This is a genomic window from uncultured Roseobacter sp. (genome assembly GCF_947499265.1).
In the GTDB taxonomy this organism is placed as follows: domain Bacteria; phylum Pseudomonadota; class Alphaproteobacteria; order Rhodobacterales; family Rhodobacteraceae; genus Roseobacter.
This window is the reverse complement of record NZ_CANMNK010000001.1, coordinates 188,002-213,554: the sequence shown is the minus strand read 5'-3', so window position 1 is coordinate 213,554 and position 25,553 is coordinate 188,002. Positions and strand designations below refer to the sequence as shown.

The 25,553-nt window shown below is 60.2% G+C and carries 24 protein-coding genes; 18 read left to right on the top strand and 6 right to left on the bottom strand.

Features of this window, described 5'->3' with window-relative positions; all coding sequences use genetic code 11:
- The first annotated feature begins 49 nt into the window (after positions 1-49).
- The 4 genes from Q1A63_RS01005 (at position 50) to Q1A63_RS00990 (ending at position 6,221) form a co-directional block, all read left to right on the top strand.
- A complete protein-coding gene (locus Q1A63_RS01005; RefSeq protein WP_298968511.1) occupies positions 50-1,378 on the top strand; it encodes an amidase family protein in 1,329 nt (442 codons plus the stop codon).
- A 109-nt stretch (positions 1,379-1,487) separates the two neighbouring features.
- On the top strand, positions 1,488-2,669 hold the full coding sequence (locus tag Q1A63_RS01000; protein WP_298969562.1) for an aminotransferase class I/II-fold pyridoxal phosphate-dependent enzyme: 1,182 nt from the start codon (positions 1,488-1,490) through the stop codon (positions 2,667-2,669).
- Positions 2,670-2,687: 18 nt separating this feature from the next.
- Positions 2,688-5,498, top strand: coding sequence for a DNA translocase FtsK (locus Q1A63_RS00995; protein WP_298968509.1), 2,811 nt, complete (start codon positions 2,688-2,690; stop codon positions 5,496-5,498).
- 117 nt (positions 5,499-5,615) lie between these two features.
- Complete coding sequence (locus Q1A63_RS00990) at positions 5,616-6,221, top strand: outer membrane lipoprotein carrier protein LolA (protein ID WP_298968507.1); 606 nt, start codon at positions 5,616-5,618, stop codon at positions 6,219-6,221.
- A gap of 6 nt (positions 6,222-6,227) precedes the next feature.
- Here Q1A63_RS00990 and Q1A63_RS00985 read toward each other — a convergent pair whose 3' ends face one another.
- Complete coding sequence (locus tag Q1A63_RS00985; RefSeq protein ID WP_298968505.1) at positions 6,228-6,815, bottom strand: lytic transglycosylase; 588 nt, start codon at positions 6,813-6,815, stop codon at positions 6,228-6,230.
- A gap of 249 nt (positions 6,816-7,064) precedes the next feature.
- Here Q1A63_RS00985 and hspQ point away from each other — a divergent pair, with 249 nt between their 5' ends.
- Entirely contained in the window at positions 7,065-7,391 is a 327-nt protein-coding gene (gene hspQ / locus Q1A63_RS00980) for a heat shock protein HspQ (RefSeq protein ID WP_298968503.1), read from the top strand.
- Between the two features lie 22 nt (positions 7,392-7,413).
- Here hspQ and Q1A63_RS00975 read toward each other — a convergent pair whose 3' ends face one another.
- From Q1A63_RS00975 to Q1A63_RS00965, 3 genes are all read right to left on the bottom strand, one after another.
- Complete coding sequence (locus Q1A63_RS00975; protein WP_299630370.1) at positions 7,414-8,988, bottom strand: gamma-glutamyltransferase family protein; 1,575 nt, start codon at positions 8,986-8,988, stop codon at positions 7,414-7,416.
- Between the two features lie 274 nt (positions 8,989-9,262).
- The gene (locus Q1A63_RS00970) at positions 9,263-9,706 is read right to left on the bottom strand and encodes an ATP-binding protein (RefSeq protein ID WP_298968501.1); all 444 of its coding nucleotides are present in this window, start codon (positions 9,704-9,706) and stop codon (positions 9,263-9,265) included.
- A gap of 26 nt (positions 9,707-9,732) precedes the next feature.
- A complete protein-coding gene (locus Q1A63_RS00965; RefSeq protein ID WP_298968499.1) occupies positions 9,733-10,071 on the bottom strand; it encodes an STAS domain-containing protein in 339 nt (112 codons plus the stop codon).
- Positions 10,072-10,150: 79 nt separating this feature from the next.
- Between Q1A63_RS00965 and Q1A63_RS00960 the strand changes: the two genes are divergently transcribed.
- The 12 genes from Q1A63_RS00960 (at position 10,151) to Q1A63_RS00905 (ending at position 21,845) form a co-directional block, all read left to right on the top strand.
- Positions 10,151-11,323, top strand: coding sequence for an acetyl-CoA C-acyltransferase (locus tag Q1A63_RS00960; RefSeq protein WP_299630367.1), 1,173 nt, complete (start codon positions 10,151-10,153; stop codon positions 11,321-11,323).
- Between the two features lie 84 nt (positions 11,324-11,407).
- Positions 11,408-11,857, top strand: a complete 450-nt coding sequence (locus Q1A63_RS00955) for a GAF domain-containing protein (protein WP_298968495.1) — start codon at positions 11,408-11,410, stop codon at positions 11,855-11,857.
- Between the two features lie 105 nt (positions 11,858-11,962).
- Positions 11,963-12,535, top strand: coding sequence for a helix-turn-helix domain-containing protein (locus tag Q1A63_RS00950; RefSeq protein WP_298968493.1), 573 nt, complete (start codon positions 11,963-11,965; stop codon positions 12,533-12,535).
- Positions 12,535-13,155: a LysE family translocator gene (locus Q1A63_RS00945; RefSeq protein ID WP_298968491.1), complete on the top strand. Its 621-nt coding sequence runs from the start codon at positions 12,535-12,537 to the stop codon at positions 13,153-13,155. The genes Q1A63_RS00950 and Q1A63_RS00945 overlap by 1 nt, the downstream gene beginning before the upstream one ends.
- 1 nt (position 13,156) lies before the next feature.
- Entirely contained in the window at positions 13,157-13,531 is a 375-nt protein-coding gene (locus tag Q1A63_RS00940; protein WP_298968489.1) for a GFA family protein, read from the top strand.
- Positions 13,532-13,534: 3 nt separating this feature from the next.
- Complete coding sequence (locus Q1A63_RS00935) at positions 13,535-15,988, top strand: FAD-dependent oxidoreductase (protein WP_298968487.1); 2,454 nt, start codon at positions 13,535-13,537, stop codon at positions 15,986-15,988.
- Positions 15,985-16,875, top strand: a complete 891-nt coding sequence (locus Q1A63_RS00930; protein WP_299630363.1) for a homocysteine S-methyltransferase family protein — start codon at positions 15,985-15,987, stop codon at positions 16,873-16,875. Before Q1A63_RS00935 ends, Q1A63_RS00930 begins: the two co-directional genes overlap by 4 nt.
- Before the next feature lie 13 nt (positions 16,876-16,888).
- A complete protein-coding gene (locus Q1A63_RS00925) occupies positions 16,889-19,333 on the top strand; it encodes an FAD-dependent oxidoreductase (protein ID WP_299630361.1) in 2,445 nt (814 codons plus the stop codon).
- Between the two features lie 114 nt (positions 19,334-19,447).
- Entirely contained in the window at positions 19,448-20,095 is a 648-nt protein-coding gene (locus Q1A63_RS00920) for an RluA family pseudouridine synthase (protein WP_299630359.1), read from the top strand.
- 96 nt (positions 20,096-20,191) lie between these two features.
- Positions 20,192-20,509 carry a metalloregulator ArsR/SmtB family transcription factor gene (locus tag Q1A63_RS00915; RefSeq protein ID WP_299630357.1) on the top strand — a complete coding sequence of 106 codons (318 nt, stop codon included), beginning with the start codon at positions 20,192-20,194 and terminating at the stop codon, positions 20,507-20,509.
- The gene (locus Q1A63_RS00910; protein WP_299630355.1) at positions 20,506-20,931 is read left to right on the top strand and encodes an SRPBCC domain-containing protein; all 426 of its coding nucleotides are present in this window, start codon (positions 20,506-20,508) and stop codon (positions 20,929-20,931) included. Before Q1A63_RS00915 ends, Q1A63_RS00910 begins: the two co-directional genes overlap by 4 nt.
- 161 nt (positions 20,932-21,092) lie before the next feature.
- On the top strand, positions 21,093-21,845 hold the full coding sequence (locus tag Q1A63_RS00905; protein WP_299630353.1) for an SDR family oxidoreductase: 753 nt from the start codon (positions 21,093-21,095) through the stop codon (positions 21,843-21,845).
- Positions 21,846-21,917: 72 nt separating this feature from the next.
- Here the strand turns inward: Q1A63_RS00905 and Q1A63_RS00900 are convergent, their stop codons facing one another.
- Complete coding sequence (locus Q1A63_RS00900; RefSeq protein WP_298968476.1) at positions 21,918-23,345, bottom strand: aldehyde dehydrogenase family protein; 1,428 nt, start codon at positions 23,343-23,345, stop codon at positions 21,918-21,920.
- Positions 23,346-23,506: 161 nt separating this feature from the next.
- Here Q1A63_RS00900 and Q1A63_RS00895 point away from each other — a divergent pair, with 161 nt between their 5' ends.
- Positions 23,507-24,160 (top strand): peroxiredoxin, encoded by a 654-nt coding sequence (locus Q1A63_RS00895; RefSeq protein ID WP_298968475.1) that lies wholly within the window; start codon positions 23,507-23,509, stop codon positions 24,158-24,160.
- Positions 24,161-24,199: 39 nt separating this feature from the next.
- Here Q1A63_RS00895 and Q1A63_RS00890 read toward each other — a convergent pair whose 3' ends face one another.
- Positions 24,200-25,432, bottom strand: coding sequence for an SGNH/GDSL hydrolase family protein (locus tag Q1A63_RS00890; protein ID WP_298968474.1), 1,233 nt, complete (start codon positions 25,430-25,432; stop codon positions 24,200-24,202).
- Between the last annotated feature and the right edge of the window lie 121 nt (positions 25,433-25,553).

The window sequence follows — 25,553 nt, the reverse complement described above, 5'->3', positions numbered from 1 at the left end:
TGCGCGCTTGCGTCGCTACCCTCCGCGCAAAATATTGGGGGTAGATGACATGCAGAACTGGTTGCAGATGACAGCCGCTGATCTCGGGCGCGGCATTGCCGCAGGGGATATTGATCCGGTGGCGCTCACGCAGACCTATCTGGACGCCATTGAGGGCCACGCGTTGAAAGACCGGATTTACGCCCGGCTGACCAAAGATCGCGCCCTGGCCGAGGCTGCCGCAGCGGCGGAACGTGCCGCGACAGGCCAACGTTTGTCGCCCTTGGATGGCGTCCCGATCAGTTGGAAAGACCTGTTTGATACGGCCGGGGTGGGCACAGAAGCTGGGTCCAAACTGCTGAAGGATCGCGTGCCAGACCATGATGCCCGCGTCTTGCAGAATGCCACGGCTGCGGGCCTTGTGTGCCTGGGCAAAACCCACATGAGCGAGCTGGCGTTTTCCGGGCTGGGCTACAACCCGAGCACCGATACGCCGCCCTGCGTCAATGATGCGGGCGCTGTGCCCGGTGGATCGTCGTCCGGGGCGGCGGCCTCGGTCGCCTTCGGGTTGGCGGCGGCTGGTATCGGCTCTGATACCGGTGGATCTGTGCGCATTCCCTCCGCGTGGAACGATCTGGTGGGCCTGAAAACTACAGCGGGTCGGCTGAGCCTGGAAGGTGTCGTGCCACTGGCGCTGAAATTCGACACGGTTGGGCCGCTCTGCCGCTCGATTGAGGACGCCAATCTGCTCACTGCGGTGATGGAAGGTTGCAAGCCCTTTGATTTGGCCGGGGCATCGCTTGCGGGCAGATGCCTGGCGGTCCTGGACACGGTTGCGACGCAAGAGGTGCGCGACACGCCCATGGCTGCATTTGAAGGTGCCGTGGCACGCCTGCAGGATGCGGGCGCCCGGATCGATCACATCGAGATCCCCGAGGTCGAAACGGCCCTCGCGCAAAGTACTTGTGTTTATACATCAGAGGCTTACGGCCTTTGGCGCGATGTCATCGAAGCCAATCCGGAGGCGATGTACAGCGAAATTCTGCAGCGGTTCCAGCTTGGGAAAAATCACTCCGGCCCGGACTATGTGGCGGCCTGGGCAACGCTTGATGCTGCGCGGATGGCCTATGACCGCGCAACTGCTGGCTATGACGCCGTGATCTTGCCGACCGCCCCCATCATGCCGCCGAACCTGGAGCGGCTGAATTCAGATCATGATTATTACATCACGGAAAACCTGATGGCGCTGCGCAACACTCGGATCGGCAACCTGATGGGTCTTTGCGCGCTGAGCCTGCCCACCGGTGTCCCGAGCTGTGGCTTGATGATGATGGCGGCACCCGATTGCGAAGGGGCGCTGTTGCGGCTTGGGGCGGCCGCTGAGCAGGCATTGTCCTAAAAGCCACAAATCACGACAAAGCTGCGCGTTTTTCTGGACGCAGCCGCCCGCCTTGGGTAGTTTGAGGCAAACGGGACGTGAATGATCCCGATCTGAGGCAGTTTTGATGGTGTACCCCGAGCGGTTTTCGAACCTTCCGGCACATGCGTGGCCGCGTTTGCGCGCTCTTTTGGACGTGTCCGAAGGGGGTGGCCCCACCATTCACATGACCATTGGCGAGCCCAAACATGAATTTCCGGCCTGGGTGACCGATATTATCGCGCAGAATGCCGTCGGGTTTAACAGCTATCCGCCCAACGATGGGTCCGAGGAATTGCGGCAGGCCATCGCGGGGTTTGTGAACCGGCGCTACGGCGTGCCTGTCGACGCGCAGACGCAGGTGATGGCGCTGAATGGCACCCGCGAAGGGCTCTATAACGCCGTCATGGCGCTTTGTCCTGAAACAAAGAACGGTGCGCGCCCGGCGATTTTGATGCCCAACCCGTTCTACCAAGTCTATATGATTGCAGCCCTGTCCGCCGCTGCCGATCCGGTCATGGTGCCAGCCACCGTCGAAAATGGTCATCTGCCGGATTTTGTGGATCTGCCCGAAGAGGTGTTGAATCGCACCACGGCGGCCTATGTCTGCTCACCTGCCAACCCGCAGGGGGCGGTGGCAAGCCGTGACTACTGGCGCGGGCTGATCGCGTTGGCAGAGAAGTACGATTTCAAAGTATTCGCGGATGAGTGTTATTCGGAGATTTACCGCGACACGCCGCCGGTGGGTGCGCTGCAGGTGGCACAGGAAATGGGCGTGGACCTCAACCGCGTCGTGATCTTTCATTCGTTGTCCAAACGCTCCAACCTGCCGGGACTACGGTCAGGGTTTGTGGCCAGCGGGGCGGAGAACATTCGCGAGATCAAACAGTTGCGCAATTATGCAGGCGCGCCCTTGCCGCTCCCTTTGCAGGCAGCAGCCGCCGCGGTCTGGAACGACGAAGAGCATGTTGTCGAAAATCGGCGTCTCTATGTGGAGAAATACGATATTGCTGACCGGATGTTGGGCAATGTGCCGGGATACGCCAGCCCCGAGGCCGGGTTCTTTTTGTGGCTGCCGGTCGAGAATGACGAGGCCGCTGCGGTGAAGCTGTGGCGTGAAACCGGCGTGCGTGTTTTGCCCGGCGGGTATTTGGCGCAGGACTGGAACGGGGTGAACCCGGGCCAGGGATATATTCGGGCCGCGATGGTGGCCCCAAAAGCGGAAACGGCGCGTGGGATCGAACTGATCCGCGCGTGCCTTTTTGCGCAATAATTAACGAGGGATCAGAGCATGGCATATCAAACACGGGGGCGAGACCCATTGTTGGACAGTTCAATGGCTGAAGCGGTTGAAAAGCGTGGCAAGGAACTGCTGGGGCTTGTGCTGATTGCTCTGGGGTGCATGGCCTGTGCGATGATCGCCTCCTACACGCCGGATGATCCCAATTGGATGGTGTCGACCGACGCACCGGTGCAGAACTGGCTCGGGCGGCCCGGTGCGTCGCTGGCGGCCCCGCTCTTCATGATCGTGGGCTGGGGCGCCTGGGGCATTGGCATCGTGCTCTTGGCCTGGGGCGCGCGGTTTGCGCTGCACCAGGGTGCGGAACGGGCCATCGGGCGGTTGATTTTTGCACCCATCGCCATCGCTTTGGGGTCGATTTACGCGGCAACCCTGACACCGGATGGCAATTGGCTTGATACGCACAGCTTTGGTCTGGGCGGGCTCTTTGGCGATACCGTCATGGGCGCGCTGCTGACCCTGCTGCCGATCGGGTCGACCTTTACCGTCAAACTGATGTCGCTTCTGATGGCCGTGGGCATCCTCGCATTGGGCGCATTTGTCACCGGCTTCACCCGGCCTGAACTGATGCGCATCGGACGGTTCCTGTTGGTGGGTCTGGTGATGATTTACGCCGGGATCATGGCCGTGCTGGGCCGGGGCGCAAGCGGTGCGCTGAGCACGGCGCAAAACCTGTCTGCCCGTCATGCTGAACGGCGCGAAGAAGCCCGCGCGGCGGCGGCGCAGGCCGCTGCGGATGCGACCGTGCATACGGAAGTTGCACCGCTACAGGATGCACCAGGGTTTCAGGACATGCGGTCTGAGCCCAAGGCTGGTCTTTTTTCGCGGATGCCGGGGCTGGTGAAGCGGCCCGATGTCATGCCCGAACCCGAATTGGTTGAATTTGACACCCCGGATGATTTCGACGATGCGCCGGGCGAGGATCGGATCCGGGCCCGTATCGCCGATGTCATCAAATCCCGGGCGCGGACCAGCAAAGCGGTGCAGGTACCTGCAACGGCCCCCCTGACCAAAGGCCGGGGGCGCGGCCCCGATCCGCTGGTTCTGGACACGGATGGGGTGCGGGCTGAGCCGCCTTTGACCGCATCTCCCGCCTCCTCCATTCCGCCCGCGCCGGACGACATGGATATGATCGATCCCTATGTCGAAACCCCACAGGTGGACGCGCCCGCAATCCCGACGGCTGAGCCGCGCCGGGTGATCCAGCAGCTGAACCGCAAACCGGTGCAGCCTTCGACGCGGGCCAAGGCAGAGGCGCAGCCGAAACTGTCGTTTGACGATACCCACCCGGGCTTTGAACTGCCGCCGCTGAGCCTATTGGAAAACCCGACGGAAGTGCCGCGGCTGCACCTGAGCGACGAGGCGCTTGAGGAAAACGCCCGCATGCTGGAATCGGTGCTGGATGACTATGGCGTGAAGGGCGAGATCGTCGCCGTACGCCCCGGCCCCGTGGTCACCATGTACGAATTGGAACCGGCACCCGGTTTGAAAGCGTCGCGGGTCATCGGATTGGCCGACGACATCGCGCGGTCCATGGCTGCCCTGTCGGCACGGGTTTCCACCGTGCCCGGCCGGTCGGTCATTGGCATCGAACTGCCCAACGAGAGCCGTGAGAAAGTCGTGCTGCGTGAAATCCTGTCTGCGCGTGACTTTGGCGATAGCAACATGCGCCTGCCGCTGGCCCTAGGGAAGGACATCGGGGGCGACCCGGTGGTCGCAAACCTCGCCAAGATGCCGCACCTGTTGATTGCGGGGACGACCGGTTCCGGTAAATCCGTGGCGATCAACACGATGATCCTGTCGCTGCTTTACAAGCTGACACCGGAAGAATGCCGGATGATCATGATCGACCCCAAGATGCTGGAACTCAGCGTTTATGACGGCATTCCGCACCTGCTCTCACCCGTTGTGACAGACCCTAAAAAGGCGGTTGTGGCGCTGAAATGGGTCGTGGGCGAGATGGAAGAGCGGTATCGCAAGATGTCCAAGATGGGTGTGCGCAACATCGAAGGCTACAACAGCCGCGTGCGCGAAGCGCTGTCCAAGGGCGAGCTCTTCACCCGCACCGTGCAGACCGGATTTGACGAGGAAACGGGCGAACCGGTTTTCGAGACCGAGGAAAACACACCCGTCGCGCTGCCCTATATCGTGGTGATTGTCGACGAGATGGCGGATCTGATGATGGTCGCCGGTAAGGAGATCGAGGCCTGCATCCAGAGGCTGGCGCAGATGGCGCGGGCCTCCGGTATTCACCTGATCATGGCCACGCAGCGCCCGTCTGTGGATGTCATTACCGGGACGATCAAGGCGAATTTCCCGACGCGGATTTCTTTCCAGGTGACGTCGAAAATCGACAGCCGCACCATTCTGGGCGAGATGGGCGCGGAGCAGCTCCTGGGCATGGGTGACATGCTGTATATGGCCGGTGGTGCGAAAATCACGCGCTGCCACGGTCCGTTTGTGTCCGATGAGGAGGTTGAAGAGATCGTGAACCACCTGAAGGCCTACGGCGAGCCTGACTATGTCTCGGGTGTTGTCGAAGGGCCATCGGACGACAAGGAAAACGACATTGATCTGGTGCTGGGCCTTGGTGGCAATACCGATGGAGAAGATGCGCTTTATGATCAGGCCGTCGCGGTTGTGATCAAGGATCGCAAGTGTTCCACCAGCTACATTCAGCGTAAATTGGCCATCGGGTACAATAAGGCCGCGCGTCTTGTAGAACAGATGGAAGATCAGGGGCTGGTGTCGCCTGCAAACCATGTCGGCAAACGCGAAATTCTGGTGCCGGAACAAGCGTAGCGTTCCGCGCGTTACCTCTGGGCGACAGCATCGGGGTCAATTTTCCGGGGTTGATATCGCATAACAGCCCCATCGTGCCTAAGTGCGATGGTGTGTAGATCGCTCGGAGAGCCCTTGATGAAAAACTTGATTTTGGTGGCCTTGATCGTTGGCCTTAACGTTGCTTCCACCTTGCCCGCCGCAGCAGAAAAACTGTCGCTCAACGCAATATCCAGCTATCTCAACGGGCTCAAAACAGCTCAGGGTGCTTTCACGCAGATCAACGACGACGGCACGATCAGCACCGGTACGCTCTATATCAGCCGTCCTGGAAAAATGCGGTTTGAATACGATCCACCGGAGCAAGCCCTTGTGGTTGCCAGCGCCAATGCGGTGGTGATCATCGACAAGAAATCAAACCAACCGCCGGAGACCTACCCGCTGAACCGGACGCCCTTGTCGTTGATTCTGGCCCGCCAGGTGAACCTGGATCGGGCGCGGATGGTGATGGGCCATGACTATGACGGGACCGCGACCATCGTGACCGCGCAGGATCCGGACAATGCGGAATATGGCACCATCCAGATGAGCTTTACCGATGCGCCGGTCCAGTTGCGTCAGTGGATCATCAATGACGCAAACGGCGGGCAAACGACTGTGATTCTCGGCGCTTTTGAAACCGGCGTCAGTCTCGACAGCTCCTTGTTCGATCGCAGCGTCGCGCTTCGAAACCGGGACCGTTAACCCCGGTTATCGCCGCAGGTTGCAGGTCGCCAACTGCGCCTGGTAGACGCCTGCGCGCTGATCGACCTTGTTTGCCACCTGCAACAACCAGGATTTGCGATTGTAGCTGCCGCGGGCGTACCCGGTATGGCCCTCGTGATAGGCGAGGTACTGGTTACGCGTGTCCGTGAGAGGAATGCCATTCTTGGAGCGGCTGGTGACCATGTACCATCCCATGAAGTCGGAGGCGTCCCTGATCCGGTCCCGGCGCGCAAAACGCTTGCCGGTTGCTTTTTTATAGTCGTCCCACGTGCCATCCAGCGCCTGCGCATAGCCATAGGCGCTAGACTGACGACCCATCGGGATCACCCCCAAGGCGTATCTCTGTGGTGTGCGCGCGTTCGAGATGAACTTGCTTTCCTGATGGATCGTCGCCATCTGAACGTGCACGGGCACGCCCCATTTCTTTTCCGTCTTGCGGAATGCCTTGAGGTATTCGGGGCGCTCGCTGGCGATTCTGCACGCATCGTCGAGGTGACGCGGCGCACTTCCTTGCCCGCCCCCGCAAGAGGCGACCAAAAGAACCAGTGTCATAGCGCGAAGAGTTCTGCTCATCTGCCTCTCGCTTCTTTTATATGTTTTGAAGCAGTTTAGCCGAAAAAGCCGGTCTAGGAAATCATGATTTCTAAACTTTGACGGTTCAAACTCGGTTTTTGAGGGTGTTAGCCAATAATGCGGCGCCATCGCGCTTGAAACGGTACTGTCTGCCCGGCGTTCACAAACTGTTTCTTTCAAATCGGCGGCTGTGATTGGACAAATACCTCTTGAAGCGGTTAAAATCGCTCGGTAAGGGGCTTGTTTGTAATGTTAAGAACGCGTGCAAAATATCATTTGGGCCAGGTGGTCCGCCACAAGAAGCACCCCTTCCGCGGTGTGATCTTTGACGTCGACCCCGAATTTGCGAATACCGAGGAGTGGTATGAGGCCATTCCCGAAGACAGCCGCCCGATAAAAGACCAGCCCTATTACCATTTGCTGGCCGAAAACGAGCAAAGCTATTACGTCGCCTACGTATCGGAGCAGAACCTGATCGCGGACTATTCGGGCGAACCTGTGGATCATCCCGATATTGCCGATCTATTCGGTCCGTTTCAAAACGGGACCTACCCGCTGCACTTCCAGCTGAATTGAGGCGGCTTTCGGCTGATGGGGGTCAATAGCCCAAAGCGCATCCATCCTTGCGCGGATCGCTTGCACCTTCGAGAACCCCATCGTCACGGATCAAGATGGCCTGCGCGCCGCCAATGGGCGTATCCGGGATGCTGACGTTATGCCCCATATCGCTCAAATCCTGCCGCACCTGGTCCGAGAACCCGCGCTCGACCTTCATGTCCCCGTTGTCGGAGAAAGCCCGCGGCAGATCGATCGCTGTTTGCGGGTCCATACCAAAATCCGCGATGTTTGAGGCAAATCGGGCGTGACCCGCAGGCTGATACGCGCCTCCCATGACACCAAATGGCATGATGACCTTGCCATTCTTGCGCACCATGCCCGGTATGATCGTGTGCATGGGGCGTTTGCCGCCTTTCAATTCGTTGGGATGACCCGCTTCCAGACAGAAGCCGGAGCCTCGGTTTTGGAACAGAATGCCAAATTTGTCGGACGCAATGCCTGACCCAAACCCATTGAAGATCGAATAAATCAGCGAAACGGACATGCCGTCACGATCAACTGTTGTGATGTAGATCGTGTCCTTGTGGATGTTTTCGGAAATGCTGGTCGCATTTGCCATGGCCTTTTTAGGGTCAATCAACCCGGCCAGTGCTTTGGCGGTGTCCATGCTGAGCATGTGATCGAGACGCGTCACATAATCGGCGTCGGCAAGGAAGCGATTGCGCGCGTCATAGGCCAGTTTCGCGGCTTCTGCCTCCAGGTGGGTGCGCTGGCTGCCCAGTGGATCCATGCTTGCGATATCGAACTGCGACAGGATGTTCATCATCAACAAAGCGGTGGCGCCGTGACCGTTCGGCGGATGTTCGACGATCTCGATATCCTTGTAGCTGCCCGAAATCGGCGTGGTGGGCGTGCAGCTGACCTGTGCGAAATCGTCGAGCGTATGCCGTCCGCCCAGAGCGTTGAGCGTTTGGACCATGTCTTCGGCGATCTCGCCCGCATAGAAGCCCTCGCGCCCTTTATCTGCGATCCGTTGCAGCACGGCGGCCTGACCGGGGGCGTGAAATATCTGGCCGGTTTTTGGCACCTGACCGTTCACGAGGTAGTATTCCCGTGCCTTTCCCTGAAGGACACATTCGTCCCGGATCCAATCGAAGGCGACACGCGGCGCTACAGGGACGCCTGTCTCCGCCGCCTTGATTGCTGGGGAAAAAATCGCATCAAGGCCAAGTTTACCGACCGTTTCAGACAGATGGCAAAACGCATCAATCGCACCAGGGATGGTGACGGAATGCGCGCTTTGGATCGGTACCGTGGTTTCGCCTGCATCACGTAGATCGGAAGCATCCAAAGCCGCCGGTGCCCGCCCCGACCCATTCAGGGCCTGAATGTCATCGTCGCCCGTGTGCCAGAGCACAAAGCAATCCCCGCCGATACCGGTCATCTGGGGTTCGCAGATGCCCAGGACCAATGCACCCGCAATCGCGGCATCCATTGCGTTGCCGCCCCGTTCAAGAATGTCGATGGCAACCTTTGCGCCCAGGGGATGGGATGTCGCGCACATGCCGTTTGTTGCAAGAACGGGCGAGCGCCCGGGAAAATGAAAATCGCGCATGAGCGACCCCTTTGCAGCTTATCTCGCTGCACCCTAACCACGCGCACGGCAAAGTCCATGGCGGCGCGATTCTGCTTGGAAATTTGGGGGATGTAAGATCCTCGACGCCGCGCACTGGGTGGGGGCTATTACACGCAGCGCCGAGGGAAGCTATATGCAGCTACAGGCTCAGTTATGCGTGTGGATCAAGGCGTTAATATGATTGTAACGCGGCGCTTTGGAGAATTATTACGGAAGAATTAAGGCCCGGCTGCCGTGGGTGTTAACACGACCCCTAGCTTTGAAGGGCAACAGCCAAGCGCATTGAAAGCTGGTTGGCGGAGCCAACTCTTTGATATGAGACGTCTTTCGCCAAATCCTGAATGAGGAACCAACCAAATCCGCCCTCTGGCAAATCGTTAAGATCGACGTCGAGCGATGCTTGCATGCCAAGCGGGGCCTGCCCGTCCGGCATCTCTTTGCCCTGATCGACGACTTTAAAGTGAAGCCCATCGGAAAGATGTTTGCAGGAGATCGCGATCTGTCCTGCCGTGTTCTGGTCCGGATAAGCGTGTTCGACGATATTATTTAGCGCCTCTGCCAGCACCAACTCGACCGTGCCCGCCTCTTCAACGCCCAAATCCAGAGGCCCAAGCGCATCAAGGAGCTTTTGCAGCGCTTCGCGCACCGCCAATTCGCTGCTTTGAACCGAAAAATCGAACGGGGGCAGTATGCTCATGTGTTCGAACCTCTCCTGCTCAACCATCAATGCCGCAACTCAGCGAGCGCACCGTCAACGGTGGTAAACACACTGAAAACCGTATCCATGCGGGTCAGCTGAAAAACCCGTTCGACGGTGGGCGTCAGCCCGGCCAGCGCCATCTTTCGCTCGGTTCCGAGATGTTTCATCGCAGCGACAATTGCGCCCAGCCCGCTGGAATCGATAAATTCGACCATACTGAGGTCAAGAACCACGGTATCAGGCCCACCATCGGTTTCGACCCGCATGGCGTCCTTGAACTCAAGCGCCACAGCCGCATCAATCCGTTCTTCCTGTACAGAGACGATGCGCAGTGCTTCTTCTGTTTTGGTGGCGAGTTGCATTATATAGCCTCATGACTCGTTTCGGATTTGTCTAGCGGGCAAGTCTTACGAAACTATTAGGCATCAAGGAGACCTTCATATGCGCCAAGTCGTGATAGCCGGGGCGGCCCGCACACCGATGGGTGGCTTCCAGGGAGATTTTACGGCATTGGATGCCTCTGACTTGGGCGGCGCCGCGATCAAGGCAGCCATCGAAAAGGCCGGGCCTGCCGTGGTGGAAGAGGTTTTGATGGGCTGTGTCCTGCCCGCCGGTCAAGGTCAAGCACCCGCGCGGCAGGCAGGTTTCAAGGCTGGATTAGGCGAAGATATTCCGGCAACCACACTGAATAAAATGTGTGGGTCGGGTATGAAAGCGGCGATGATCGCCTTTGATCAGATCGCACTGGGACAGACGGATGTGATGGTTGCAGGCGGCATGGAGAGCATGACCAACGCCCCCTATATCTTACCGAAAATGCGCGGTGGGGCGCGGTTGGGTCATGGTCAGGTCGTGGACCACATGTTTCTGGACGGTCTGGAAGATGCCTACGACAAGGGCCGCTTGATGGGCACCTTTGCCGAAGATTGCGCAGAACGGTTTCAATTCACCCGCGCGGTCCAGGATGATTATGCACTGGCCTCGCTGTCCCGGGCGCTGGAGGCGCAATCCACCGGTGCATTTGATCATGAGGTCGCACCGGTTGAGGTCAAATCCCGCAAGGGCAGCATGACGATCACGGCGGATGAACAGCCCGCGGCGGCCAGACCGGACAAGATCCCACAGTTGAAACCGGCCTTTCGCGAGGGCGGCACGGTCACGGCGGCAAACTCATCCTCGATTTCCGATGGCGCGGCGGCACTGGTGCTGGCGGCGGAAGAGACCGCCGCGGCGCAGGGTCTGACCGCCCGCGCGCGGATCATCGGTCACGCCAGTCACGCACAGGCGCCGGGTCTCTTCACAACCGCGCCTGTGCCCGCCGCACAAAAACTACTCGACCGGATTGGATGGACCAAGGAGAGCGTGGACCTGTGGGAAGTGAATGAGGCCTTCGCCGTGGTGCCACTGGCGTTTATGCGGGAAATGGCGCTCGATCATGAGATCGTGAACGTCAACGGCGGCGCCTGCGCATTGGGGCATCCCATCGGTGCTTCGGGTGCGCGCATCATCGTCACGCTGCTGAATGCCATGGAAAAACGTGATGTGAAGCGCGGTGTCGCCGCCATCTGCATTGGCGGCGGCGAAGGCACGGCCATTGCAATCGAGCGCGCTTGATTTCTTCTGGCCGCAAATATCCTCGGGGGAGCCCGGAGGGCGGGGGCAGACAGCCCCCAGCCTGCATAACCAGAAGGCATAGGAATGACCGTAGACTACGACCACCTGCACAAGACAATCCAAGCGCTGACCGAGAATGAGCGCGATGCGGTGGCGTTGATGGCCACAGTGGCTTGCGAGGTGCACCATTCGGACGACCGCTTTGACTGGACCGGGTTTTACCGCGTGACGGAACCGGAGCTTCTTAAAATCGGCCCCTATCAAGGCGGACACGGGTGCCTGACGATCCCGTTTTCGCGCGGCGTTTGCGGGGCGGCGGCGCGTAGCGGTGAAATTCAACTGGTGCCGGATGTTGATGCATTTTCTGACCACATTGCCTGCGCTTCCTCGACCCGCTCCGAATTGGTACTGCCGGTGCATGATGCATCCGGTGCGCTAATCGCTGTTTTCGATATCGACAGCGACCAACCGGATGCCTTTACCACAGCAGATGCGGACGCGCTTGCGGCACTGCTAAAGGCGGTCTTTGGCTGATGCTGATGGGGTTTATGGGATTGATTTGTTAATGAAGTGAAAATTCGCTGGATTTTTTCACCGACTCACGGCAGTGTGAAAAAAACCTCTGAAATTTCACGAGCCATGCACCATAGTCTTCCTTCGCACCCCCACACGCTCGGCGCAGATTTGCGCGCTCTGCGGAAATCGCGCGGGCTGACATTGACCGATCTGGCCGCGATGTTGGGCCGATCCGTTGGCTGGCTGAGCCAGGTGGAGCGTGATAAATCCGATCCCTCGATCACCGATCTGCGACAGATCGCAGCGGCCCTGGATGTGTCGGTCTCGATGCTCTTTCGGCACGCGGCTGCCCCCTCGGATGAGGCAGGATACGTGGTGCGCAAGACGGCGCGCCGCCCGATTGGATCATCCGTGGCAGGGTTGGTCGAAGAGCTTCTCTCGCCCGACCTCACCGATGATTTTGAAATGGTGCATTCCACTTTTGCCCCGGGGAGCAGGATCACCGAACCCGTCACCAGGCCGACGCAGGAAGTTGGCTATCTTGTACACGGTGCGCTCGACCTGGAGATCGCGGGCAAAAGCCATACAATCAACCCCGGCGACAGCTTCCGCATTCGCGGCGAGCCTTTCCGCTGGTCAAACCCCTATGATGCGCCCGCTTTGGCGATCTGGGTCATCGCGCCACCGGTGTATTAATGAGCTTCGAGGCCTGGACCATATTCGCGCTGTTCTGGGTGGTCTTTGTCACCACGCCGGGGCCGAATGCGGTCAATTGCATTACCAACGGGATGCACCTGAGTTTTCCGCGCGCGATGGTCGGCGTGCTGGCGATCCTGACACAAGCCAGCCTGTTTCTGCTGCTCTCAGCGCTGGGAATCACGGCGCTGATCGCGGCCTCACCGACGGGGTTCTTTGTTGCCAAGCTGGTGGGTGCGGGGTTCCTGATTTATCTGGGTGTGCGCGGCTGGATTCTGGCCAAGCGGCCTGTCATCGTCGGCGACCGCCCGGCGAAATCGGTCTATCTTCACGCTTTGGCCATCGCCACGATCAACCCCAAGAGTGTGGCTGGATATCTCGCCGCCTTTTCGCAATTCGTACAACCGGATGTACCGATCTGGAGCCAGATGGGGGTGATTATGCCCACGGCTTTGGTGATCACCGCGATAAGCTATACCGGGTTTACGCTTCTGGGCGCCGGGCTGGGACGGGCTGCCTTGGGCGCCGTGTTCAATGTCTGGGTGCGCCGAATTATGGCGGCCTGTTTCGTGATTTACGGCGTTCTTCTGGGCACCTCAGCCACGCCGGGGAGGGTGTGATATGATCACCGGCAGCTGTCTCTGCGGGGCCGTGACCTACACGGCCAAAGGGGAGCCCGGTGCGCCCGCCGCGTGCCATTGCACGCAGTGCCGTAAGCAGTCGGGACATGTCTGGGCGTCGTCCTATGTCGCGAACGGCGCGCTGGAGATCAAAGGCGAGGTCCGCTGGTACCAATCCTCGGACAAAGCCAAGCGCGGCTTCTGCCCCACCTGCGGGTCGGCACTCTTCTGGCAGCACGACGACGACGATTTCATCTGTTTTTCCACCGGCTCGATTGACGGGCCGACGGGGCTGCGCCTGCGCGGCCACATCCATACCGCCACGAAGGGCGATTACTACAGCATCGCGGCCGACGAGCCGCAAAGGGAGACCTAAACCATGGCAGATTTTCCAACAACGGCCCGCGTGGTCATCATCGGCGGCGGTGTCGTCGGCACCTCGACGCTCTATCATCTGGCGAAGGCAGGCTGGACCGATTGTGTGCTGCTGGAGAAGAACGAGCTGACCGCCGGATCGACCTGGCACGCGGCGGGCAACTGTCCGAACTTTGCGGGCTCCTGGGCTGTGATGAACATGCAGCGCTATTCGCTGTCGATGTACCGCACGCTGGCCGAAGACGTTGATTACCCGATGAACTACCACGTCACCGGCGCGATCCGGCTGGCGCACAGCAAAGACCGGATGATGGAGTTCGAGAAGGTCGCCTCCATGGGCCGGTACCAGGGGCTGGAGATGGGCATCTGCACGCCCGAAGAGTTGAAAGAGTACAATCCGTTCATGGAGACCCATGATCTCGCCGGGGGCCTTTGGGATCCACTCGATGGTGATATTGACCCGGCACAGTTGACGCAGGCCCTGGCCAAGGGTGCGCGTGATGCAGGTGGGCGGATCGAGCGGTTCTGCCCGGTCACCGGCATCGAGCGCGATGGCGACGAGTGGATCGTGAAGACCGACAAGGGCGACATTCGCTGTCAGTATGTGGCCAACTGCGCGGGGTATTACGCGCAGCGCGTGGGCGAGATGTTCAAGCCCTTTGGCGGGCGCACGGTGCCCATGGTGGTGATGAGCCACCAGTATTTCCTGACCGACGAGATTCCAGAACTGGCCGCGTGGACCAAGGAGAAGGGCCACAAGATGCCGATGATCCGGGACGTGGATATTTCGTACTATCTGCGGCAGGACAAGAACGGCCTGAACCTTGGGCCGTATGAGCGCAACTGCAAGGCGCATTGGGTCACGCCGGACGATCCGATGCCGGAAGACTTCTCGTTCCAGCTCTACCCGGATGACCTGGAGCGGCTGGAGTTCTATATCGAAGACGCGATGGAGCGGGTGCCAGCGCTGGGGACGGCGGGCGTTGGCCGGAATATCAACGGGCCGATCCCGTACGCGCCCGATGGGTTGCCGATGATCGGCCCGATGCCGGGGGTGAAGAATGCCTTTGAGGCGCATTCCTTCACCTTTGGGATCGCGCAGGGTGGGGGCGCGGGCAAGTGCCTCAGCGAGTGGATCATGCACGGCGAGACCGAGCTCGACATGTGGGCCGTCGATCCGCGCCGGTACACCGACTACGCGGATCACGATTATTGCCTGTCGAAGGCGCTGGAGACTTATGGTCACGAGTACGCGATGCACTTCCCGCATCACGAATGGCCTGCCGGGCGCGACAAGAAGCTGTCGCCGAACCACGAACGCCTCTTGGCCGATGGCGGCCAGATGGGCGCCTATAACGGGTGGGAGCGGGCGAACTGGTTCGCCAAGGAGGGCGACGATACCTCCGAGGAAGCGACCGAGACATGGGACCGCAACGGCCCCTGGGCGGTGCGCGTGAAAGAAGAGGTCGAGGCAGTCAGCACCGGCGCAGGTGTGCTCGATATGCCGGGCTTCTCGCGCTACACGCTGTCGGGTGACGGTGCGGCGGAATGGCTGCGCGGCCAGATTGCGGGCGCGCTGCCGAAGGCGGGCCGGATGAACCTCGGCTACTTCACAGACAGCCGCGGCAAGATCGTGACCGAGGTCACCATCATCCGTTGGGGCGAGGATGATTTCTGGCTGATGACGGCGGCTGTGGCGCAATGGCACGACTTTGAGTTCCTGCAAAGCCGTCTGCCCGCCGATGGGTCGCTGAGCATGACCGACATCACGCGCGAGTGGTCGACGCACCTGCTGACCGGGCCGAAGTCGCGTGATATCCTGTCTGGTATCGTGGAAGGCGCGGATCTGTCGACTGGCTGGCTGACCATTCAGGACGCCACGGTCGCTGGCAAGCCGGCCAAGCTCTTCCGCATTTCCTTTGCGGGTGAATTGGGATGGGAAGTGCATACCTCTTTTGAGGACAGCGCCGCCGTCTACTCCGCCATCCGCGATGCGGGTGCCACGCCGTTTGGCATGTTCGCGCTGAACTCCATGCGGGTCGAGAAAGGCTATCGCAGCTGGAAGGGCGATCTGTCCACCGACTACTCCCTGCTCGAAGGCGGGATGGAGCGGTTCATCCGCTTCGACAAGCCGCAGGACTTCATCGGTAAGGCTGCGCTGCTGAATGAAAAGCAGCAGGGTAGCAAGCAGCAGTTCGTCACCCTTGTGGTCGATGCGGGCGATCAGGACGCGCCTTACATGTCGCCGCTTTTCCACAATGGCGAAGTGGTGGGCGAGACCACCTCGGGCGACTGGGGCTACCGGATCAACAAATCCGTGGCCTTGGGCATGTTGCGCAAGGACCTGACGCAGCCGGGCACCGAGGTTGAGGTCGAAATCTACGGGCACCGCCGGAAGGCAATCGTGCAGCCGGACCAACCCCTGTGGGATCCGGAGAACGAAAGAATTCGGGCGTGACACAGGTCACGCTTCTGGATGGAGGCATGGGGCAGGAGCTGATCCACCGCGCAGGGGATCGGCCCACGCCCTTGTGGTCGACGCAGGTCATGGCCGAACACCCGGGCATGGTGCAGGGGGTGCACGCGGATTTCTTTGCCGCAGGCGCGACCATTGCCACGACGAATTCCTACGCGATCCACCGTGACCGGCTGGAAGGCACGGGTCTGGAGGATCAGTTCAGCGCGCTGCATGCCAAAGCCATCGCGGAGGCCCAGGCGGCGCGCGCCGCCCACGGATCGGGCAAGATTGCTGGAGGGATCGGTCCGCTGGGGGCCAGTTACCGACCAGACCTGCACCCCCCGTCAGATGTGGCCGTGCGCCTCTTTGGCGAGGTCGCGCAGCTCCTGGCGGAGGAGTGCGATTTTCTGGTGCTGGAGACCGTGGCCTCGGTCGCGCATGCCCGCGATGCGCTGGAGGGCGCGCGGCAAACCGATCTGCCGGTTTGGCTGTCGCTCACCGTCTCGGACACGGATGGCACCCGGTTGCGCTCCGGCGAACCACTGACCGAGACGCTGGAGGTGGCGGCAGCGGCAGACGCGGTACTGATCAACTGCTCCGCCCCCGAAGCGGTCACAGAGGCCATGCCGGTTATTGCAAAGCTGGGCAAGCCGTTTGGCGGCTACGCCAATGCCTTTGAGCAGATCACCGAAGACTTTCTGAAAGAGAAACCCACCGTCGACGCCCTGAAGGCCCGGCGGGACATGGGGCCGCGCGCCTATGCGGGGTACGTCATGCAATGGGTGGGCCTCGGGGCCACCATCGTTGGCGGGTGCTGTGAAGTCAGCCCCGCGCATATCGCTGAAATCGCACGGCGGCTTGAAGCCGTCGGTCATACCATCGTTTAAAGGAACACTGCTCATGGCTTTGCCACCGTCGCACGCGCGCGTTGTCATCATCGGAGGGGGCGTCATTGGCTGCTCCGTTGCTTATCACCTGACCAAACTTGGGTGGAAGGATGTGGTCTTGCTGGAGCGTAAGCAGCTGACCTCCGGCACCACCTGGCACGCGGCAGGCCTGATTGCGCAGCTGCGGGCGACGGCGAATATGACCAAACTGGCGAAGTATTCGCAGGAGCTTTACGGAAATCTGGAAGAAGAAACCGGCGTGGCCACCGGCTTCAAACGCTGCGGGTCGATCACTGTGGCGCTGACCGAAGAACGCCGCGAAGAGATCTTGCGGCAGGCGGCGATGGCGCGGGCCTTTGGTGTGGAGGTCGAGGAAATCTCGCCCACCGAGGTCAAGGAGCGTTACGAGCATCTGAACATCGACGGGGTGACCGGCGCGGTTTACCTCGACAAGGACGGACAGGGTGATCCGGCGAATATCGCGCTGGCGCTGGCCAAGGGCGCGCGTCAGCGTGGGGCACAGGTGCTGGAGCGCACCAAGGCCACGCGCATCGTGAAAGAGGGGCGCCGGGTGACTGGTGTCGACTGGGAACAGGGCGGCGAGAGCGGCCATATCACGGCGGATATGGTGGTGAACTGCGGCGGCATGTGGGCGCATGAGGTGGGCCGTATGGCAGGCGTGAACGTGCCGCTGCATGCTTGCGAGCACTTCTATATTGTGACCGAAGCCATCCAGGGGTTGAAACAGCTGCCGGTGCTGCGGGTGCCGGATGAATGCGCGTATTATAAGGAAGATGCGGGCAAGATGCTGCTTGGTGCCTTTGAGCCCAATGCGAAACCCTGGGGCATGGGCGGCATACCGACAGATTTCGAATTCGACCAACTGCCCGAGGACTTCGACCACTTTGAGCCGATCCTTGAGGCGGCGGTCGAGCGTCTGCCCATGCTGGCCGAAGCAGGCATCCATACGTTCTTTAACGGGCCCGAGAGTTTTACGCCCGACGATGCCTATCATCTGGGTCTGGCGCCTGAGCTGGACAACTTCTGGGTGGCGGCCGGTTTCAATTCCATCGGTATTCAGTCCGCGGGCGGCGCGGGTATGGCGCTGGCGCAGTGGATGGAAGACGGGCAGAAACCTTTCGATCTGGGCGATGTGGATATCTCCCGGATGGAGCCGTTTCAGGGCAACAAGAGCTATCTTTACGAACGCTCGACCGAGTCGCTGGGCCTGCTCTATGCCGACCATTTTCCGTTTCGCCAAAAGGAAACCGCGCGGAAAATCCGCCGCTCGCCAGTCTATTGGCAGTTCCTTGATCGCGGCGCGGTCATGGGCGAATTTGCAGGCTGGGAGCGGCCCAACTGGATCGCGAAACCGACGCAGACGCCGGAGTATGAATACAGCTGGAAACGCCAGAGTTTCTTCAACAACATCGCTGAAGAGCACACCGCGATCCGCAACAATGTGGGCATGTACGACATGTCCTCCTTCGGGAAAATCCGGGTCGAGGGGCGGGATGCCACGGCCTTCATGAACTACGTGGGCGGTGGTCAGTACGACGTGCCGGTGGGCAAGATCGTCTATACGCAATTCCTCAACCCGAACGGTGGGATCGAGGCGGATGTGACGGTGACGCGGGTCAGCGAGACCGCCTACCTGGTGGTCACGCCAGCGGCGACGCGTTTGGCCGATGAGACCTGGATGCGGCGCCATGTGGGGGATTTCAACGTGGTGATCACGAATATGACGGCGGGGGAGGCCGTGTTGGCGGTCATGGGCCCCAATTCGCGCGCGCTGCTCAATCTGGTGTCGCCGAATGATTTCTCGAACGAGGTGAACCCGTTCGGGACGGCGCAAGAGATCGAGATCGGGCATGGCTTGGCGCGGGTGCACCGGGTCACTTACGTGGGTGAGCTGGGCTGGGAGGTCTATGTCTCCTCCGAGATGGCGGCGCATGTCTGTGAGACGCTGATCGAGGCGGGCGCGGATCTGAACCTGAAACTCTGCGGCATGCATATGATGGACAGCTGCCGGATGGAAAAGGGCTTCCGCCACTTCGGCCATGATATCACCTGCGAAGATCACGTGCTGGAGGCGGGCCTCGGGTTTGCGGTGAAGACCGACAAGCCTGATTTCGTGGGCCGTGATGCAGTGCTGCGCAAGAAAGAGGAAGGTCTGAAGAACCGACTGGTGCAGTTCAAGCTGACCGACCCCGAAGCGCTGCTCTATCACAACGAGCCTGTGATGCGGAACGGCGAGCTGGTGGGGTATCTGGCGTCGGGTGCGTATGGGCACACGCTGGGCGGCGCGATGGGGCTGGGCTATGTGCCGTGTGAAGGCGAAACGGCCGCTGAGGTTCTGGCGTCGGAATATCACATCGACGTGGCTGGTACGCTTGTGAAGGCCGAAGCCTCTTTGAAACCGATGTATGATCCGAAGTCTGAGCGCGTGAAGGTCTGAGGCTGGCGTGGCCCGAGCACGGTCTCCACAATAGGGGACATAGGTGTCGGGCCACCGCTCTTCCTGCGGGGCGACGAGGGTTGAACATCCCGCCCGCATCTGCGAGCAGGCGCCATGAACGATGCCTATGATCCGCCTCAGGACCCCTTGGTGGTTTTGCATGAAGATGCCGAAGTGCTGCTGGTCGACAAACCGGCGGGGCTCCTGTCGGTCCCGGGCAAGGGGCCGGAGCTGGCGGATTGTTTGCTGACACGTATTCAGGCGGCCTTTCCCGACGCATTGCTGGTGCACCGCCTCGACCGCGACACATCGGGGGTCATGATCTTTGCCTTGACCCCCCATGCGCAGCGCCATCTTGGGCTGCAATTCGAAAAGCGCATGACCAAGAAAACCTATGTTGCGCGGGTCTGGGGTGTGCCGCAGGCAAAATCGGGGACTGTCGATCTGCCCCTGATCGTGGATTGGCCAAACCGGCCGAGGCAGATGGTATGCCATGAGACTGGAAAATCCGCGCAAACCGACTGGCGGGTGCTCAAGGACGAAGGCGACACCGCGCGGGTCCGTCTCCAGCCGCGCACCGGACGCAGCCATCAGTTACGGGTGCACATGCTGAGCCTCGGTCATCCGATCCTTGGTGATCCCTTTTATGCCACGGGGCCTGCGCGCGCCTATGATCGTCTGATGCTGCACAGTCAGGAACTTCGGTTCAACCACCCGCAAGGGGGTCACTCGACCAAGGTCCGCGCGCCGCTGCCTTTCTGAAAATCCACCTGAAGCACCGAGTGAGAAGGAATCACTTGACGTGATACCATATGGTTTCATAAAAGAGATACCATTAGGTATCATATAGGAGGACACATGCCCCCGGTACAAACCACTTTCCGCGCTTTGGCGGATCCGACACGGCGCAATATTCTGGTCATGCTGCGCGACCGCGATCTGACGATTGCCGAGGTTGCGGAAAATTTCGACATGACCCGCGCCGCTGTCAAAAAGCACCTGACCGTGCTCAGCGATGGCGGCCTGATCACCGTTCGCGCCAGTGGACGGGAGCGTATCAACACGCTCAACCCCAAGGGGATCAACCCGGTTGTGGACTGGCTCAAGGTCTTCGACATCTTCTGGGATGACCGCCTGGCCACACTGAAATCTGAAATTGAAAAGGACAAAACATGACCAACCCAGTATTGCGCAAAACGATTTTCCTCAGAGCCTCGCGGACTGAAGTATGGGACTATCTCACGGATCCGGAAAAGCTGGCCAAATGGTTCCACGCGCCCAAGCAGACGCTGGCCGAAGGGCAAAAGCTGGAAATGTATGGCACCACCAGCGGTGATCTGCTGATCTGGGGCGACGTCAAGGTCGCGCGTGCGCCGGAATATCTGGAGCATACATTTACGGTAAAGCCGATGGGGGATGCCGTGAGCCTGGTGAAATGGACCCTTTCCGAAGTGCCCGGGGGCACGCAGCTGTCGCTGGAGCATTCCGGCTTGCCTGCGGCTGCCGAAGCCTTCGATCTGGTGCTGTCGCTCGACAAGGGTTGGGATGGCCACTTCATGCAGATGCGCGAAGCCATCCACGAGCCTGTGCCCGCCTAAACACCTGGCCGCCCGATCCGGACGGCCAAGCTTCGCTTTGGCGCAAATGTGACGAACCGCCTTGGAAGAATTCCTGCCAAGGCGACTTGCGCAGGAAGCGGGTCGCATCGCCCTGGGCTGCTGATCTATGCCGCTTCCATGTTTAACACATGGAGGCGAGCGTGGTTCTAAAGGGAAAATCTATCATCATAACGGGTGCCAGCAGTGGGATTGGCGCCGCGGCAGCAAGGCTTTTCGCGCAATCGGGCGGCAAAGTCACCTTGGGCGCGCGGCGGGGCGATCGGTTGGCAGCCCTCGTCGATGAGATCACACAAGCAGGCGGTAAGGCGGTGTGTCTGGACGGGGATGTGGGCGATGCCGTCTATGCGGAGGAGCTTGTGTCCTTGGCGGAAACCGCATTTGGCGGGTTGGATGCAGCCTTCAACAATGCTGGCGTGACCGGAGATATGGGGCCGCTGCCGGAGATGGCCGAGGCGACGTGGCACCAGGTGCTTGCAACAAATTTGACCAGCGGGTTTTTTGCGGCGAAACATCAAATCCCCGCCCTGCGCAGACGCGGCAGGGGATCTATCGTTTTTACCTCGTCATTCGTCGGCCATACCATCGGTCTTCCCGGCATGGCGGCCTATGCATCTGCCAAAGCTGGTCTGATCGGTCTGGCACAGGTCCTGGCCGCAGAACATGGTCCCGAAGGGATACGGGTCAACGCGCTTTTGCCCGGGGGCACCAATACGGAAATGGCAGGAGATGATCCGGAGGCGATTGAGTGGATCAAAGGGCTTCTCGCTCTCAAAAGAATGGCTGAGCCGCTGGAAATCGCCCAGGCCGCGCAGTTCTTGATCTCGGATCAGGCGTCGTTTGTCACCGGCACAGCGATGATCGCGGATGGCGGCAATTCGATCAACAAGACCTGACCAGGGTCACCATAAAAAGGTCACCCCAGCGTATCGGGGTGACCTGAAGGGGCTCGTCAAAAGACAAAGGCGCTATTCGGCAGCCCAGCCAGAGACGGCTTTGACCTCGAGGAATTCCTCAAGACCGAAAACACCGCCTTCGCGACCATTGCCCGACTGCTTGTAGCCACCAAAGGGCGATCCTTGCGCAAAACCCTGACCGTTGGTCTCGACCATACCGGACCGCAAGCGGCGCGCGACGCGACGGCGTTGCTCATCATCGTCCGTCTGGACGTAGTTGGTGAGGCCGTAAGGCGTGTCATTGGCGATGGCGATGGCCTCTTCTTCACTCTCGAAGGGGATGATCGACAGCACCGGGCCAAAGATCTCTTCGCGCGCGATAGTCATCTCGTTGGTGACATCCGCGAACACGGTTGGTTTTACATAGTAGCCACGGTTCAGCCCGTCCGGTCGGCCCAGACCGCCCGCCACCAGCCGGGCTTCGCCCATACCGACCTCGATGAGCTTCTGGATCTTGTTGAACTGCGTCTCGGAGACCACCGGCCCGATGTGCTTGCCCTCTTCAGAGGCCGGGCCGACGTGGGTGTTGATCGCGGTCTCTGCGGCCATCTCCACCGCTTCGTCATAGCGCGACCTGTGCACCAGCATCCGCGTCGGCGCATTACACGACTGGCCGGTATTGCGGAAACAGCGGATTGCACCCGCCTTGGCGGCCTTGGGGTGCGCATCCTCAAAGATGATGTTGGCGCCCTTGCCGCCCAGTTCGAGGCTGACCCGCTTGAGCGTATCCGCAGCAGCCTTGGAAATGGCGATGCCAGCGCGGGTGGAGCCGGTGAAGCTGACCATATCAACGCCAGGATGCGCGGAGAGTTGACTGCCGACACCCGCGCCATCGCCATTGACCATGTTGAAGACGCCCGCGGGGAAGCCCGCCTCATGCACGAACTCGGCGAAGAGCAGACCGGAGAGCGGCGCGATTTCCGACGGCTTCAGCACCATGGTGCAGCCCGTCGCCATCGCAGGCACGGCCTTCAGGATGATCTGGTTCATCGGCCAATTCCATGGCGTGATCAACGCGCAAACACCGATGGGTTCCAGCAGGGTCTTTTCTGTGGCGGTGAAGTCCCGCTCAAAGCTGAAGTCCTCGAAAGCCTTCAGGAATCCACCAAGGTGCCAGCTGCCTGCCCCGACCTGTTGCGCCCGGCTGAGGTCAATCGGGGCGCCCATTTCCATCGACATGGCCTGCGCCATCTCTTCAGATCGCGCGTTGTAAACCTCCAGCAGCTTCCGCATCAGCGCGGTGCGCTCTTCCTTGCTGGTCTGCGACCAGCTGTCAAAGGCCGCGCGTGCGGCGGCAACAGCCGCATCTGTATCCGCCTGATCGCCCAGCGATATCACCGCGCATTGTTCCTCGGTGGACGGATCGATGACGGCGAAATCCTTCGCTTTTGCGGGTGCGACCCATTGGCCGTTGATATAGAAATCACGTTTTTCCAACATGGGTTCTCTCCTGTTTCTGTGGCGCCGGTACTGCGGCGTGGATGGTTTAGCGGCACTCTGTCACTGGGGGCGAACCTCTGCAAGAGAGGGGGATGAAAGACCCGCGCGAAGCCATTAGGTTAACGACACGAGTCGCTCACAACATTGCACCGGAGGACACTATGGGCTTGCGCATCAACGACACTGTGCCGAACTTAACGGTCGAAACAGACCACGGCACGATAGAATTGCACGATTGGATCGGCGACAGCTGGGCAATCCTGTTTTCACACCCCAAGGATTTTACGCCCGTGTGCACCACCGAATTCGGTGCCGTGGCGCAATTGGCCGACGAATGGGAAAAGCGCGGCACCAAGGTGATCGGCGTATCCGTGGACGGTGTCGAGGATCACAAGAAGTGGAAAGGGGACATCGAAACCTTTGGTGGCGCCAAGGCCGGATTCCCGATCATCGCGGATGACGGTCTGGAAGTGTCGAAGGCCTTCGATATGCTACCTGCCGACGCCTATTTGCCCGATGGCCGGACGCCAGCCGACAGCGCGACGGTACGGTCGGTGTTTATCATCGGCCCGGACAAGCAACTGAAGCTCAGCATGACCTACCCGATGACCGTGGGCCGCAATTTTGCCGAAGTGCTCCGCGCTCTGGACGGGCTGCAGATGTCGATTGGCAAAGGGGTCGCGACCCCGGCGAATTGGAATGTCGGCGATGACGTGATCATCCCGGCCACGGTATCGGACGAGGATGCGACGGCAAAGTTCGGCTCGTTCAACAAGATCCTGCCCTATCTGCGCACGACCAAAGCGCCAGAATAGCAATTGGCGCGGGCGGTGCAGTCTGCACCGCCCGGCGTTTCAGGCCGCCCGTTTGGTTTTGCGCCGGGCGATCAGCCCAAACGCGCCAAGACCCACAACCAACAGCGGCAACCCTGCGGGCAGCGGCACGGGGGCCGGCATTTGACCCTCCAGCGATGCGATCACGCGTCGGCCAAATTCTTCCTGGACAAACCCGGTTGGGTGCACGCTGTCCCCAAAGAAGAAGTTTTCGGCCTGCGGCAGGTCCAATCCGATGATATTGCCTGCGTCATCAGTGACATAGACACAGCTGATGCCCGCATTCGCCGTGAAGGACGGTGTGCAGGGTTCCGACACGTTGATGCCGTTGAGCGCGGATGTGGCAATGAAATCCTCAAGGAAGGCGGCTTGGTCGAAAACGCTGATCTGGATGTCTTCGTCCAGTGTTTCGATCCCGGGCGCCACACCGGCAAGTGCCGCGGCCAAGGTCTCATTGAAGGCGAGTGAGGCCAATTTCGCAAAGGACGGGTCGGCGGACAGGAATTCCAACTGGATCGCTGCGGCGCGGATGTCATCCAACGGCGCGCCTGCCGTGATCAACGCGTCCAATTCCGCCTGTGCCGCGCCAATCCCCCAGGCGCCAAAGGCCGGGGTCTTGCTGATGTCGGCAAGGTTCACCACCAGAAAGTCGTCAAAGGCGTCATTACCCGCATGTAGCTTGTTGATCCCCGACACGATCGAGCCAACCGTTTCCGACGCCAGCGCGCCGATGCCCGCCGCCACACGCCCGGGAATCTCCAGGGGGTCTGAGGTGTTCAAAGCCTCTGCAACCACGTTCGGCAGTTTCTGAAAGATGTCATTGGCGCCGAACAGAACCGAGACCAGTGGATTGTCACCCGGATCCGGAATTGTGGCCTGTGCGACCTGAACCTGCCCATCAAACGTTGAGATCGCACGGAGCTGGGCCAGTTGAGCGTCTTGCGCTGGTGTGCGCGGTGCTGGAAAGAACCCCTCATAGGGTGTCGTGTTTTCTGCGCCCGCTGTTGCGCCACCCAAAGCAAAGTTTCGGGTGTCTTTACCCGCATCGTTGAACACATCCGCAAGGTATTCGGTCCAGACGCGGCCCGATGAAAACCGGCCATCGAGGCTGGGCGGTGTAAGCTGCGGCAGCTTGTCGTCCTGGCTGAGGCTGTCGCCAAAGGCATAATAGCTGGTAAAGGCCTCCAACCCCGGATCCGCCGATGCGACTGAGGCCGTGCTAAGGCCAATAGTAATGACTAATGTTCTGATCATGTGAACTCCCCCTCTCACAAAACTTCGCAAACGATACGCGGCGAATCTGTCTGCCGCCTAGGATGACGCAGGGTGAGCCTACCGCACTGACGTTGCGTCGCGCGGCAATTTACGAAAAAAA